Origin of the sequence: Nostoc sp. CHAB 5715, from assembly GCF_020829685.1 — a bacterium.
GTDB lineage: Bacteria > Cyanobacteriota > Cyanobacteriia > Cyanobacteriales > Nostocaceae > Nostoc.
Window position 1 is genome coordinate 1 of the sequence record NZ_JAIVFR010000055.1, and the last position, 13,930, is coordinate 13,930.

16 protein-coding genes are annotated in these 13,930 nt (G+C 39.1%); 11 read left to right on the top strand and 5 right to left on the bottom strand.

The genetic code is table 11. From position 1 onward, the window contains the following. The 6 genes from LC574_RS05040 to LC574_RS05065 form a co-directional block, all read left to right on the top strand. Positions 1 to 1,982 (top strand): AAA family ATPase (locus LC574_RS05040; protein ID WP_229451786.1); only part of this gene is annotated, 1,982 nt, incomplete at its 5' end. Between the two features lie 415 nt (positions 1,983 to 2,397). Beyond that, on the top strand, positions 2,398 to 2,586 hold the full coding sequence (locus LC574_RS05045; RefSeq protein WP_229451787.1) for a hypothetical protein: 189 nt from the start codon (positions 2,398 to 2,400) through the stop codon (positions 2,584 to 2,586). Positions 2,587 to 2,957: 371 nt separating this feature from the next. After that, positions 2,958 to 3,725 (top strand): hypothetical protein, encoded by a 768-nt coding sequence (locus LC574_RS05050; protein ID WP_229451788.1) that lies wholly within the window; start codon positions 2,958 to 2,960, stop codon positions 3,723 to 3,725. Beyond that, positions 3,726 to 5,663, top strand: coding sequence for a hypothetical protein (locus LC574_RS05055; protein WP_229451789.1), 1,938 nt, complete (start codon positions 3,726 to 3,728; stop codon positions 5,661 to 5,663). Then, on the top strand, positions 5,663 to 5,971 hold the full coding sequence (locus tag LC574_RS05060) for a hypothetical protein (protein ID WP_229451790.1): 309 nt from the start codon (positions 5,663 to 5,665) through the stop codon (positions 5,969 to 5,971). The genes LC574_RS05055 and LC574_RS05060 overlap by 1 nt, the downstream gene beginning before the upstream one ends. A 2-nt stretch (positions 5,972 to 5,973) precedes the next feature. Next, positions 5,974 to 6,969 (top strand): hypothetical protein, encoded by a 996-nt coding sequence (locus LC574_RS05065; RefSeq protein ID WP_229451791.1) that lies wholly within the window; start codon positions 5,974 to 5,976, stop codon positions 6,967 to 6,969. Here LC574_RS05065 and LC574_RS05070 read toward each other — a convergent pair. Genes LC574_RS05070 through LC574_RS05085 form a run of 4 tightly spaced genes read right to left on the bottom strand, consistent with a single transcriptional unit; the run spans position 6,966 to position 8,992 of the window. Beyond that, a complete protein-coding gene (locus tag LC574_RS05070; RefSeq protein ID WP_229451792.1) occupies positions 6,966 to 7,706 on the bottom strand; it encodes a hypothetical protein in 741 nt (246 codons plus the stop codon). The two genes, LC574_RS05065 and LC574_RS05070, sit on opposite strands and share 4 nt — an antisense overlap. After that, positions 7,703 to 8,077 (bottom strand): hypothetical protein, encoded by a 375-nt coding sequence (locus LC574_RS05075; protein ID WP_229451793.1) that lies wholly within the window; start codon positions 8,075 to 8,077, stop codon positions 7,703 to 7,705. Before LC574_RS05075 ends, LC574_RS05070 begins: the two co-directional genes overlap by 4 nt. Before the next feature lie 2 nt (positions 8,078 to 8,079). After that, the gene (locus tag LC574_RS05080; RefSeq protein ID WP_229451794.1) at positions 8,080 to 8,349 is read right to left on the bottom strand and encodes a hypothetical protein; all 270 of its coding nucleotides are present in this window, start codon (positions 8,347 to 8,349) and stop codon (positions 8,080 to 8,082) included. Position 8,350: 1 nt separating this feature from the next. Beyond that, positions 8,351 to 8,992, bottom strand: a complete 642-nt coding sequence (locus LC574_RS05085; protein WP_229451795.1) for a hypothetical protein — start codon at positions 8,990 to 8,992, stop codon at positions 8,351 to 8,353. A 131-nt stretch (positions 8,993 to 9,123) separates the two neighbouring features. Here LC574_RS05085 and LC574_RS05090 point away from each other — a divergent pair, with 131 nt between their 5' ends. The 3 genes from LC574_RS05090 to LC574_RS05100 all read left to right on the top strand — a co-directional run bounded on the left by LC574_RS05090 (position 9,124) and on the right by LC574_RS05100 (position 10,658). Further along, positions 9,124 to 9,624 carry a hypothetical protein gene (locus tag LC574_RS05090; RefSeq protein ID WP_229451796.1) on the top strand — a complete coding sequence of 167 codons (501 nt, stop codon included), beginning with the start codon at positions 9,124 to 9,126 and terminating at the stop codon, positions 9,622 to 9,624. Positions 9,625 to 9,734: 110 nt separating this feature from the next. Further along, the gene (locus tag LC574_RS05095; RefSeq protein ID WP_229451797.1) at positions 9,735 to 10,034 is read left to right on the top strand and encodes a hypothetical protein; all 300 of its coding nucleotides are present in this window, start codon (positions 9,735 to 9,737) and stop codon (positions 10,032 to 10,034) included. Positions 10,035 to 10,052: 18 nt separating this feature from the next. Then, entirely contained in the window at positions 10,053 to 10,658 is a 606-nt protein-coding gene (locus tag LC574_RS05100) for a hypothetical protein (RefSeq protein WP_229451798.1), read from the top strand. Between the two features lie 74 nt (positions 10,659 to 10,732). Here LC574_RS05100 and LC574_RS05105 read toward each other — a convergent pair whose 3' ends face one another. Beyond that, positions 10,733 to 10,870: a hypothetical protein gene (locus LC574_RS05105; RefSeq protein WP_229451799.1), complete on the bottom strand. Its 138-nt coding sequence runs from the start codon at positions 10,868 to 10,870 to the stop codon at positions 10,733 to 10,735. 512 nt (positions 10,871 to 11,382) lie between these two features. Between LC574_RS05105 and LC574_RS05110 the strand changes: the two genes are divergently transcribed. Next, positions 11,383 to 12,396 carry a transposase gene (locus LC574_RS05110; RefSeq protein ID WP_229451800.1) on the top strand — a complete coding sequence of 338 codons (1,014 nt, stop codon included), beginning with the start codon at positions 11,383 to 11,385 and terminating at the stop codon, positions 12,394 to 12,396. A 310-nt stretch (positions 12,397 to 12,706) separates the two neighbouring features. After that, a complete protein-coding gene (locus tag LC574_RS05115; protein WP_229451801.1) occupies positions 12,707 to 13,105 on the top strand; it encodes a hypothetical protein in 399 nt (132 codons plus the stop codon). The last annotated feature ends 825 nt before the right edge of the window (positions 13,106 to 13,930 follow it).

Consider the following 13,930-nt stretch of genomic DNA (forward strand, 5'->3'; position numbering starts at 1 on the left):
TAATCTCAGCACCAGTAGCCCCAACAAAAGAAGAAAATATTCTCTGGCGGCACAATAAACTAATAAAAGAATTGGAGGATATTTACCTCAAAACATCTAATCCTAGTCTAAAGCTATACAATCTCAACCTACTAGCGAATGAACACCCTGAAATAAAAGGAGGTATCAAAGCACTTGAGGATATTTACATAAAATCTCTGTGTGCCACAGTTGAGCCACGCAAAACCTTAGATGAGCTTGAAGAGGAAGTAGGTACAGAAGGCAGAAAATGGCTTTTGGGCGGAATAATCGCCCAAGCAACCACCGCACTAGTAATTGCTGATGGCGGGGTTGGCAAAACCAAGTGGCTTTACGATTTACTCCACTGCATAGCCTCCGGCAAAAACTGGAATGGCTTTCCTGCCACCGCCGACGGTCGCCGCGTTCTTATTTACCAGGGCGATGAGTCAAAGAACGATATGCTTCAGGCTTTAAATAAGCGTGGTTTCAAGCCAGGAACAGAAGTTCGCAAAAGGACAGCAGTTCGTTTTGGTTGGAATACAGACGCGATGCCGATTTTGTACGAAGACGCTGCTGAATTTAAACCCGCCATCATAATGATTGACTCGCTGACCTTCGTTAATCGCCACTCGCTTTATGACGAGAACAGGACAGAATATTCCCGCCCCGTCCTGGAGCTAAACAGGTTCGCGGCAGAAACAGGGATAACCGTCGTCATCGTTCACCACACCAACAAAAACGGACAAGCCAGGGGGACGACAGCCGTTAGAAACGCCGTCTCCGAAGTCATCAAATTGGAGAAAGACACCAACCCTAACGCCAACCCCCAAGAGAAAATTCTCACCATTGAAAAATCGCGATCGCGCCGCTTCCCCGCAAGCTATCGCCTATTTTTCAACGAAGAGGACTTTAGCTTCTCTCTGTTAGAGGAAGTAGGTCTTGAGTTAGGCTCCCCAGATACGTCTACTAAAGACCAGATCGTTAAATTCTTACAAGAACACGCCAACGTTAAATTTGAGTCCGAAGAGGTAGCCCACGAGATCAACGCTACACCCGGCAATGCTCGGCGATGTTTATACCAGCTGGCCAGAGACGGAATGGTAAACCTTGACGAGAAAACGGCTAGCGGCACAGCGAAGCTGTATTACATCGCGCGAGAACCCGAAAATTGTAGTACAGAAAAACCTTTACAAACTGCAACAGTAACACCATCTCCGAGGATCACCTCTGAAAATGACTCAAGTGCTTGTCAGTCCGAAGTAATCAGCGAGTCATCCGAGATGTATAAAAACGATGGATCACCTGATGATCACCTTGGATCACCTTCTTATGATCACCTTTGTAAAGCAACTCAAACGGATACACAGCAACATTCTTTAGAGAATGTAAAGCAAGGTGATCATCTAAGTGTGCCTGAAATCGCAAAAAAACCAGAATTGGAGATTGAAGAAAAACCGCGCCAAAACGATGATCAGATGATCACCTCTCTTCACAATTCTCAAGATGATTGCTCTGTAAGCGTTGCAAATTGTAACGAAGGTGATCCATCAAGGCGATCGCAAGGTGATCACGAGGTGATCCAATGCGATAGCGATCGCCTTGATGACAGCAGTCATATACTACAAGCCACAGAACAGGAATTACCCATCCTGCCTCTAATTAAGGAGAAAGCTAGCTACTGGAGTCTGTCACAGAAACGAGAGGTAAAGGTATTCCAAATTTTTGACACTTTATCCGAGGTCAGCTGCCAAGTTCCCCAACGAGGACGGATCGGACTACCCTTTACAGACTTGCGATGCAGTGAACAATCCCCCAGGAGTGATTTAAGTGTTGGTGACAAAGTAGTAATTCTGGAGGGCAAGTATCAAGAAACCTTTGCTACCATCACCACCATTAGAGCCGATGGTATCTGGTTGAGGTGCGACGATCGCAAAAAACGACTTGCAAGAGCTTACTTTCCCCATCAACTGGCAAAAGTCTGACATTATAATTCAGCAGAGTCTGATCGACAAGTTGCCGCCGCAGGCATCGATGTTTAACGCGGCTGGATTCTCCTGCACCAGCTTTTGGAATTTCCGTAGCTCATCCCAGGTGCGGGTGTTGGTGTCAAGTTGCTTGGAGTTCTGGTTAGGGTGGTAGTTTTGACGTTTGTATTCGATGTAGCGCTCAATCGCCTTGAGGATTATTTCTGCTGTATTGACCTGAACTACCCCCCGGATTTATCCGTGGGGTAGTTCAGGTCAATGTATCACAAAGGCATGAAAAATGCGATCGCTCGATAAGAACTGCGTGAGCGCAAGAAGCTTGACCCGGACGCGCTCGGTGTCAGTAATATTGCTGTGGCTATTTTTTAGCAAAGTTAGAAATATAGTGAAATTCCCCAACATGAGCGAAATTATGCTTGTTTCAAATGTGGTACCTGATTATGTTTTTCTAGAGGATGTGGTCGCCTTGCATCCTGAACCAAGGCTAATCGACCAAGAAGCCAACGCCAAACAAGACAAGTCCGATCAAGAAATCCAAAAACTTTTGTCCAAATTAACTAATGCATTTTCGGCAGGGATTAACTTCTTTACTAGCTATTGAAAACTGTTCCATAAAAGGCGATTGGTGTACCTGTCCTGTAGAAGCGATCGCCTTTTGCTCATAGAATATCTGCTTGCTAAAATCTTGATAAAAATTAACAATTAAATAATTAAGTATATCTGCGGTTTCACAGTAAACAGATTTCTGGTTCAAGTTCTTGTTTTACCTGATGGCGTGCTTCGTAGCTGTTACCCTCTCAATATTTACAACAGGACTATTCCCGCATCTTTGGTATAGCAAGACTTCCAGTAGGTAAAATCACTTCCGCATTTATATAAAAGTAGAACATTTACAGAAATTTGATTAAGCCATACAACGGATTTATTCAAGTCTTTAGGTAATCCGTGTAAATGGTACTTGAAATTTTCGTAATGAAACAAAAATTGTGTGTAACGCTTGACCCCAACTCAGGACAGAGTGTAATACCAATTTTTAATTATATCCCCTATGCCAAAGCGGGGTACAGATTGGTGGATGAATACTTAGAAATTGAAAATTTAAAAGCAGTCGCTTGGATATATTCACTTCCTCCGGTTGAATTTCCAGTATTCGAGTTAGAGGATACTGAAAGCAAGCAACTATTGACAGCCATTAATCTTGAGTGGAAATCCGCAAGAATTCAGCTTGATGTGATGTGTCAAATCGACGGTACACTTAATTGGCAAAGAATAGCAGCTTATTCATTATTAAATAGCGACCCTTATCCATACAGAGAATATTCACTAGGAAGCCATGCACTAGGTAATAATTCAATGATTGGATTACAGATAAGAAATGTGGGTTATGGACTGCTACAGAATAGTGTAAAAGGACAAGACAAACTGACAGCCTATGCTGACCTAAAGCGTATTATTACTATTGAAAAATTAATTGATACTTCTGTTAAAATAGCCAATAATATCACTACAATTGCAGCAACAATAGTAAATAGTAACCCTAACAGAAAAGGAATTACTTTCTTTAATTCAAGCAATAAAAATATTTTTATAGATTCTGTTAGTGGTGTTTCAGTTACAAGTTATTCGGTAAAAATGGAGCCGGGAGATTATTATGAAGCTCCAAACCCACTATACACAGGCGCTTATTACGGAATTGTAGAAAATGGAAGTACTGCAATAGACATTAGGGAGTTTTTGTAGATGCTTTCAAACAAACCACTAACACATAAACCACCTCGTAAAGGAAAGAAACCAGGTGAACCTTTTACGACTTATGAACCAGAAGAACCCCAGGAATCTTTAGTACCTATTGGTGGGGATTTTTACGCCACACCTGACACTCCAGCTGACCCTACAGATTGTGATAGATATCCTGACAGTCCTTGGTGTGGCGGTAATCCTATTGATTTAGAAAATCCTGTCTCACTTAATATTGATATCGTGCAGGATGATTGTAATTTTGGTGTTCAACTTAGTGGAACATTTGCGTTTATCAAATTGCCTCCATTTCAGATTGTTTATCGTAATCCAGATTGCAGTATCCCGCCATACACGCCACCACCGCCAGAGCCATTGAAACTAATAGAATATGATGAGCTGCCTATTATTCCTGATGAAATATGTGGCGATAGGACATTGTTTTTGATTTGCAGTGAAACGGCGCTGGAATATTCAGACGGTAGGAGTGTTTCTTACATTGACGTTGGCGGCGTGTGGGTGTCGGATAAAATAAACGTTTCCATTATTTCGGTTAGGTTTCCTAAAGAGCTACAAGAAACAAACTTGGTTGTAGCCAATATTAAGGTATTGGTAAAAAAAACTTATAGCGCCCAATACGGGCAAAGCACTGACGTAGGCACTGATTATTCCGAGCGTTTTTACGAATATCAGGTCAGGAGTGATGATCGCCTTGAGTCTCCGAGCAACATGATAAGAGTTGCTATCTATGGCGATCGCTTCGGTAATTTCAGCGCCAGCGCCTTACTGTATGCAAGTTTTTCACGAGATGTAGTCGTCGCAAATGCAACCAGTCAAGCGGGAATTATCCGTACTGTAGGGTTTAGGACAGAAAGGATTATAACAGATGTAACTTCCAATACAACTAGTGCTAGTCTAGAGACCCCATATAATTCATATGCAATAGTGGTTGAAGATGATCCAACAAGTCCGACCACTTATATAGCAACATGGACGCAAACGGATATAACTGAAAAGCGGTATTTAATTCAAGCATTTTGTGAAGATACATATGATATATTTCCACCACCTCCTCCGCCACCAAAAGAATGTGATTGTATGAGTTGTTGCCCCAAAATTGATGATACTCTTTTAAAGTTGATTCTCAAAAGAATAGGAAAACCTGAGAAGGTGACTATTTTTGATGAAAATTTGGAAAGAAAAGGAACTCAAAAAGCAGATAAAACCCCGCAAAGCTTAAATCAATACTTAAAGCTGGCAATTCAACGAGTAGAAATTGTTAACAGATTGCTGGGAATAGACAACTATCCGATGACTGTACCCGATACGATGATAACGCCTTTTCAAGAGGGAGTATTTGCTAAAGTTTTCAAATTCATAGATGGTAAAAAGAAACGAAAAATTAATTCTGTTACGGAGTTAATTGCTTGGATGTCTGAACAAGATTCAGCCGTGTTAGGCGAATTCCACCAAGTAATTCAGTTTGAAACCGAGGATAAAAAGCAATCTTCAGTTGTGCTTCCCAATGTTGCAGAGGCACTTAAGGAATTGGTACTCCTGGCTTCACAAATGGCAAGACAGAATAATACTCAAACAGAACTAATCTTTAAGATTGCAGCCGAAATTGTGGCGACGCGGGCTGTTGCAACTAAAGGAACTGCAATTGCCCAAGATATCCAAGATTATTTGGATTATCCCACCGAGACAAAAACGACTACAATTCCTTCTAGTATTTCTCTGCCAAAGCTAAGCACTAATAAAGAAGGGATACCTATAGCAACTTCTAAAACTGAAAACCACAAGAACTTTTTAAAACCGGGAGAAATAAAAATTGTTTATGAAGACTGGAACGGGAACAATTCACTTCATGACCAACTATTAGATTTACTCCAACTAGCTTCCATGTTAAGAGCGATTTATTTTCAAAGGACAGATAAATAATGAAAAAAGATAACGGTAAAACTTTGTCTAAGTTAACTAAACAAGTTAATCAAACTATTGAAATATCTGATGTTTTAGCAGGCAAAAAGCCTATAGGTGGCAAATTAGGTAAAAAATTAGAAAAATTACAAGAGGAGGAAACAAGTCTAAGTAAAGGAAAAAAAATCAGAAACGATAAATTTAAGCCTTTTGACAAATATTTAGAAAGGATGGAGCTAATTGCCAATGGTGGCGATTTAACAGATAAAAGAATTAAGATTGAACGAGCTTTAATTTTAGATCCGAAAAACCCAGATAAATTACTTTAGTTATGCCACTTCCTATAGAACTTGACAAAGCCCTCTCTTTCGGTCGGAAAGCTTCCATTAGTCTTTTGGAAATCTTCAACCCAGGTTTTGGTTTTTTAGCGAGAACTGCTGATACGGCATCCGATATTGAACAACGGCTGACTGTATCTCAGAAACAATCAACTTTTGGCAAAGCTGTAACTTTTATTAAAAATTTCACTTTAGGTTCTCTAGCCGCTGCGGTCGGAGGAGCAGTTATTGTTGGTGCAGGAGTTGCTTTAGCAGGATTAGCCAGTTTAGGAACTGTTGGTGCTTTATCAGCAAGTTTTATTGGCGCGGGGATGGCAGCGTTTTCGCTGACTCAGCTAGTTTCAATTGTTGCGAGTACTAGTAACTTCGTATTGAATTTTGATATCAACCAAACGGATGAGCAATTGGATCAGTTATTAGCTCAAAAGATTGAAGGATTCTATGGACTCTTGGGAAATGTAGTCGGGGAAAGCATGGGGTATCTAGTTTGTGGTGCGATTCCCGGTGCTATTTCCTTTGCCTTCAATCCAGCGGTCGGCGCCGCGATTATGCGGGATTTAGATGATGATGCCAGGAGCGAAATCTTGGGACAGGTGAATGTGATTGCTAGAACCGCCTTTCAGACGATGATCAACGCTGAACTCGCCAATAGGTTTAAATCTAGCCGAAGATTTTTAAAAAAGAATCCTGACAACGGTTTCGCAAAAATGGTCAAGTCAATTATTGGAGAAGAAAATTTTAAGAAGTGGGGAGATTCTAACAATTCCAGCTTCACCATCCATCAAGACATTATTGAAAAACGAATTGAGGCGATACCTGATAAAGGAAAAAGACAATTTTTAGAAGAAGCTTTGGAAGGTTTCGCTGATAGCTGCTTAGAATCTGGTTACATTGTTGCTAGTAACTTAGATAGTCAGTTAGCGGCTCAAGCGTTAATGAGGCAATCTGTTCTCGGACGCTCAACTGATGTTAGCATCAGTTTTACTTAATCATTATCATCCTTGGCACTTCCACGCACTCTTAAAGCTTCTTTAATTAAAGCTTTAGTGTTGGGTGGCTCCTGTGTTACCCATAAAGGAATTTTTTTAGTTGTTTTGCGTTTAAAATCACCAGCTAACTGCCCCTTTACACCCTTTGTCCGTACCTCGCGTTCGGCTTCTACAAGTATCTTCTCATTGTTTATTACTGTAAAATAGATTGGGTAAACTCGCGTTGTCTCTTTGTATAGTAGTTTGTTGGTAGCCCGTCGCCCAGTCTTTTTTTCTTCAGTTACAGATAAAGTTAGAATTTTAGCTTTTGACAGGCTAACCAAATCTGTTATCCTCTCTTCTGCTTCTTTCTCGCTCCCAGCATATATCTGCATTTGACGGCGGTTAGACAGATTAGCAGTAGCCAGAAACCTTCCCCAATTGTAGCCATTTGCACCCCCTGCGACTTCTTTTATATTTTTCCAACTGAGCTTTCTAACATCAATATCTGGGATGTTGCAATATGGTCTTAATTGCTTTCCCCCTTGCGGAAAAGTAAAGGGAGGCTCTTTATTAGGATGAAAAAAAATTGTTACCTTAACTATTTGGGGTTCTGCCAAAACTCTTTCTTGTAAGGGCATTGCTACAATATCGCCAATATCTCTATTTTCTATTAACTGGCGAATCCCTATTAGTAAAGTAATGATAGGCTTTAAACTTTCTTCAGTGCCAGATAAAATAATATTTTCGCCGCTCATAGTAGAGACTCAACTTGAAGTCTCACTATTATACTTTCAATATTTATATATTGTTTTCGGGAATAAATAATTTTTTTAGCCCCGACATCTAATAATCCACTATTTTCAGGATAATGCCTAATTTCTTGCTGAGGCTTAGGATAAAGTCTAAATGATGGAGAGACTGTATTGTTTACACTAGGATAATAAAATCGAGCAATTGCATAAGACTTATACTTTTCCGAGTCTTCCCATTCTGCTAAATCATAAAGATAAGTAAATCGTAATTTTTTAGCATCAACGCTAGTGACTGGGAATATCTGCCAGTCTGTGGTTAAGGTAATTATCCCTAAATTATCCCAAGTGCCTAAGCTATCCGTAACTTGGGGCATATCTAATATTTGTAAACTTTAATTAAAGCTTCTTCTAAATTCTTTTCAATTTCTTCAATATAGTCGTCCATCGAGAGAATAGAAGGCTCTACTGTTTCTAATAAATCTTCAATGTCTATTGACCCATCCAGCATTTTTTTTGTAGCTTCAGACACTTTTTCTGCATCAGACATTAATGCTTCAAATTCGGCATCATTATTACAAACAGGAATAAGTAAATAAAAACATTTACCCATTTCTTTGTATACTTTAGGGTCAATAATTGGTAACATTTTATGCAGGAGGAGAAGCTAGATCCGGCTTGCCAACCTTAAATACTTCTGGTTCATAGGAAATAGAAGCAACGCCTGGTTGAGTTTTTAGAAAAACTGATAAACTTTTACGGACGTCTTCCGCATCCACTTTATCAAGGACTGATTCTGTTGCATCAGTTTTTGCGTCTTTGACTGCTGTTACTGTCCGTCCAAAAGGAATCGAATAAGTAACGCCAGCAGTCCGAGTATATTCTTTCTTCGTTACTCCTGAAATTGGCGTAGTTTTTGTATCCGAAGTTTTCTTAAATACTCTTAAAACCGCTGGATAAAAATTTTCAGATTGCTCGGTGCCACCAGTAATAGGTTCATATCCTACCTTGGCATCTGTTAAGTTTAAGCTGGCTCTCCCGGCGTTTGAGTAAGCAGTAATGGGAGCTGCATACCTGGTTGGAGTACTATCTTCAGGGGTTGTACCAAAAGGTATAATCGCAAATCCATAGCGTTTGCGTTCAGCTGTTGTTAATTTTTTTGTAACTTCAATTTTATTGATTCCTTTTTTGAAATCAATGTAACCTGCTAGCCGACTACCTGGGGCAGCTGTTCCCCCACTCTCCCGGAATTGTCTTTCTAAATCCGAAAACCGTCGTCTACGACGTGGCATAGTTTTATCCAAATATTAATCTATGTTCACAATAACTAGTAGTTTGTTGATTTTACAAGTAGCTTGTATTTGGTATTACCCTTAGGGTATGCATATTCTCTATTTAGTCTTTTACACTTGTCATTACCAAAATGGTAGCTATAACAGTAGGAACAGGCGCAACTTTTAAGTCAGGAACAGCTGAAGGACATTTACTAGAGATTAGTACTTATTTGCAAATTCAAGAGAAAAACTTAGCCAGTAATTCTACTGGGAAAGACTTTATTCAAGTTACCTACAATCTTAACGACATGGTTACAGGAATCAGCTTCTCAATTCCTGCTGATCAATCAATTGGTAGTAGTGGGCAAATTCTTACAAATGCGAGCGATTACCTTCAGGGAATAACTTTTACACCTGGTTCGGGTGGGACTTTTAAATCAACTACCCTTTCGCAATATTTTCTAGAAGTAATAACTTATCTACAAATAAAGGAGAACGCGAACGCTAGTAACCCACAATTGGTAAACAATATTTCATCCAGTTATGCTGGAGATGAAAAGCTAGTTTCTGGTACTATCAGTTTGCCAATATTAGTTAGCTTTGATGACACAGGACATCCCATAATTTCTGCAATAGAATATTTATTGTGAATTCTAATTTGGAAATATTCGCCAGTAATTTGATTTTTAAACTAGAAAGTAATCTGGTTAAAATTAAAAGTAAAATTGACACCTTGGCTTAGGGAGTAAAAATCAAAAGCATGAAATTTGATGTTGGTATATTGAGCTTTTTACTAGCTTTTATTGGGGCAACATCTGGTTGGGTTGCTTGGTGGTTCAAAAAACGTCAGGAAATCATTCAAAAAGCTGTAGCATTAGCTGAAAAAGAACTCAACGATAAACGAGATTTTAATCACCTTGTTAGGAATCAAGAAGAAATCTCTAAAAATATCACTTATGGCTTCAAAGATATAGAGAATCAAATGGTGCAGCAAAATAATGAAATCAGAGAAATTAAAGCGTATCTAATCCGCAATCGAAACGCTGACAAAGAAAATTAACACGTCTTTTTTGGAACTATGGGACTATTTAGAAAGCAAATAAGAATTCAGGTTCCTTCAGCTATTCCAAATTTAGTAAAAACTACAGCAGATGCTAGCGATTATCTGTTGATGATTGATAATGAGGGAATACCCTATAAAATTACTAAAGCTAATTTACTTGCAGGTTTATCTAGTGGCGGTAGCAGTGGCGGAAGTAGTGGAGGAACTGAAATCAAGTTAGTTGGTACGCCTTTTGGGGCTTCACCTTCTTACTATGTGGGGCACGAATTTGACAAAGCCTTTGACGGAAACATATCAATTTTCTATGACTACGCTTATCCTAGTGGCGGATATTGTGGGCTTGATTTAGGAGCCACAAACACTAAAAAACTTGCAAAAATTCGTGTGTATCCAAGACAAGACTCCGGCGTTCACACACGCTCAGGGGGGGCAAGGATACAAGGCTCTAACAGCAGCGAAACAACAGGGTATGTTGACTTATTTACTTTTCCTGCCACGCCTAATACAGGTGTTTGGTATGAAGGAAGTGTTCAGATCACCGCGACTTATAGATATATTCGTTATTATGCGGTAGATGGAGCGTATTGCAGTGTTGCTGAAGTGGAATTTTATGGGGTTTAGTTTTGGTAACTTTGGGGATTCCTTTTATATTTCTTTTAGCCTATACGGCCTATGCTAGCGATGGGTGGTCCCCATCACGAACAGCAGAAGAAGAGTTGTGGGCAAGGTCTGCCCGTCATCCCAATGAGTAGCATTTGAGTAGCGCGATCGCAAGCAGCGATCGCTACAAATGCAACTAAAGATGGTGCTTTTAAGTAGCAAATGAGTAGCATTTTGAAAAACAGAGGTTAAAATCCTTGCTAATCAGCGATTACCTAATGCTTTATTTGAAGCTTGGCAAAAAGGTAAAAATGCGATGGAAGAACGGATGAGGACGATTGACAAACACTTTGCACACCATACAATCGACTTGCAGCGTCCATACCTTAATCCCAGTTCTAAGGATATATATAAGCCAATACACTTGGGTTAAGGCTAAAACTCTTTGTCAAAGTCAATTTTTTTAACTAGTAGTGCGTCAAGTTTAAACTCAGGACTTACGCAACTGTCACAACCAAAGCGAATGGGAAGGGGTATGAAACGGTGGCGCTTCAGTAGCGTAGTGGTTTCTGTGTGAGGTTGGGGAGGAAATGAATGGGGTGTATCAAGCGCAGGCGATCGCTCGCCCGTAATGGAGTGTTCGAGATCCTACAATAGGAGAAAATAACTTTGGGTGTTTCTAACAACGATCATCACTTGAGCAGGCACCGGTGTGATTAAATGAGTCAAATGATTAATTAAAATTATGAAATTTACTAAACTTGACTACTGCCAATACTTAATTAGCAGTCAAATTAATTATACTTTGACAAATTTAGCCGACCATTTAGAAACTATTAGTCATGATAAGATTAACAGTTATTTGAGGAAAGAAAAGTTAACTCCTCGATTACTTTGGGATAATGTTAAAGAGATAATTCCAATTAACGCTCAAGCTTATATCATTTTTGATGACACAGTTTTAGATAAAAGGTATAGTGAGGAAATTGAATTAGTCCGAAGACAATATAGTGGAAACGAACACCGTGTATTGCGGGGGATAGGATTAATTAATTGTGTTTATGTCAATTCAGAAACTGGTCAATTTTGGGTAATTGATTACCGTATTTATGACCCTGATGGAGACGGGAAAAGTAAATTAGACCATGTAATTGAGATGCTTCAAGCTCTTGTCTATCATAAGATGTTGCCTTTCAGCACAGTTTTGATGGACAGTTGGTATGCGACCACAAAAGTGATGCAATATATTGATAATTTGGGTAAGTATTATTATTGCCCTTTAAAGAAAAATCGTCTGGTAGACGATACAGCAGGTCAAAAAAATTACCAAGCCATTGAAGCTCTACATTGGAGTCAAACAGAACTTGACAAAGGTAAGATTATTAAGATAAAAAGTTTTTACAAGCATAAAAAAGTGAAACTGTTCCGGGTAATTGTCTCTACCGACAAAACGGAATTCATAGTCACCAATGATTTCACTCAAGATTCTACGGATATTGTACAACAGGTGTGTAATATTCGTTGGAAAATTGAAGAGTTTCACAGAGAATTAAAACAATTAACTGGCATTGAATCTTGCCAGTGTCGCAAAGCTCGTATCCAGAGAAATCATATCGGCGCTTGCATGTTGGTCTGGCTTAGGCTTAAAGACTTAGCGTATAAAACAGGTCAAACTATTTATCAATTAAAGTACGGATTACTCTCAAATTATCTCATTCAACAATTGAAACGTCCTGTCCTTCCCATGTTTTTGGTCTAGCTCTTTCGACGCGAGCGCCTGTGCCAGTTGCGTAAGTCCTGTCCTTATTCCCTACTCCGTACAGACGCGATTAATCGCGTCTCTACCCACTCCCCGCCTACGTAAATAATTTCAAAAATCAAATACGATTCCTATAACATACTTGCGTGATTTTTGAACCAGACAACTTACAACCCACCGAATTTGTTAATAATTGAGAAGTTTATTACACTTTTTGTATAGAAAAAAGATAGTTAAGTAGTATAGCTAGATGCAAAAATTGAAATTTGCAAGAGCTTTAACCAACTCGTTCTATTAAACAGGAGTAAATATGGAAGTTGAACCCAACGACGGTTTTGGCACTGCCACTTTCACAGGTGTAGGCTTAGGATTCCTACAGGGTTTACCAGACCCTGGATTTGCTTTCTATGCATCTTATGGGAACTATATTGCTTCTGGAGACAACGACTACCACTACTTCTATGCTCAAAGGGGAAATACAATTTCCATTAACACCTCTGGTAGAGGCTCCTACGCTGATGATGTGGACACGACCATAACACTCTTTAATCAGTACTACACACAAGTAGGCTTTGATAACAATAGTGGTAGCGGACTTAACAGTTCATTGACCTACATTGCACCATTATCTGGCTACTACTACTTTAATGTAGCGGGATATTTGGGTGATACAGGGAATTACGATATTACCGTGAATTTGACGATTTAAAGTAAATGTGTTAACGGCTTTGTTGCATAATTAGTCCGATTTCTCGTCGCAAAGTCTTGCTACATAAGCCTTTCTCAAGAAGATTATCTAATTGACGATAATTGCTGTGCAAGGGTTTGAGGTATTCATGCAACAAAGCCTGTGTTAACACTTAGAGGAGGTCTGAAAAAAAGCCTCCACTGTTACTACTAACATAAGTTGCTAGTTAGTGTCCCTAAACGGTATTATTGTGATACAAAAATCTAAGTTTTAAGTACTGCTAAATACCAAAAATTTAAGTTTTGTACTTAATAAAAGGCACTTTTGATAAGTAGCAACTTGGCTTACTAAGATACAACGTTGGGTTAAGGAACGAAACGCAACACCAAGAATCCTCGATTTTGTTGGGTTTCACTTTGTTCAACCCAACCTACAAATATTTTATTTTTTCAGAGTAATAAAAGAGCGTTAAATAAGTAGGTGAATACGAAAAAACCAAACTATATAAAGATAAATAAATAAATACGGAGAATAAATCTATCGAGGTAATTTAAATATGGGCGCTCGTTTAAGGGTATTCCTCACTCGTGAGCAAGACAAAACTTTTATTCCAGGAGAATACTTTAATATGAAGCGATTGACATTGTGTGCTTCGTTGTTAGCTATTGTTGGATAGCAAATTGACCTGATTATGCATTTTTCTTACGCATTACTTTTAAGAATATTTTGACTACTTTCTTCCACGTCATCCTCAACGGTATAAATCATAAATTATCTATTATCCCCGTCGCCAAATCTTGATAGTATCATCATCACCACCGCTAACTAGGGTTTGACCATCGGGAC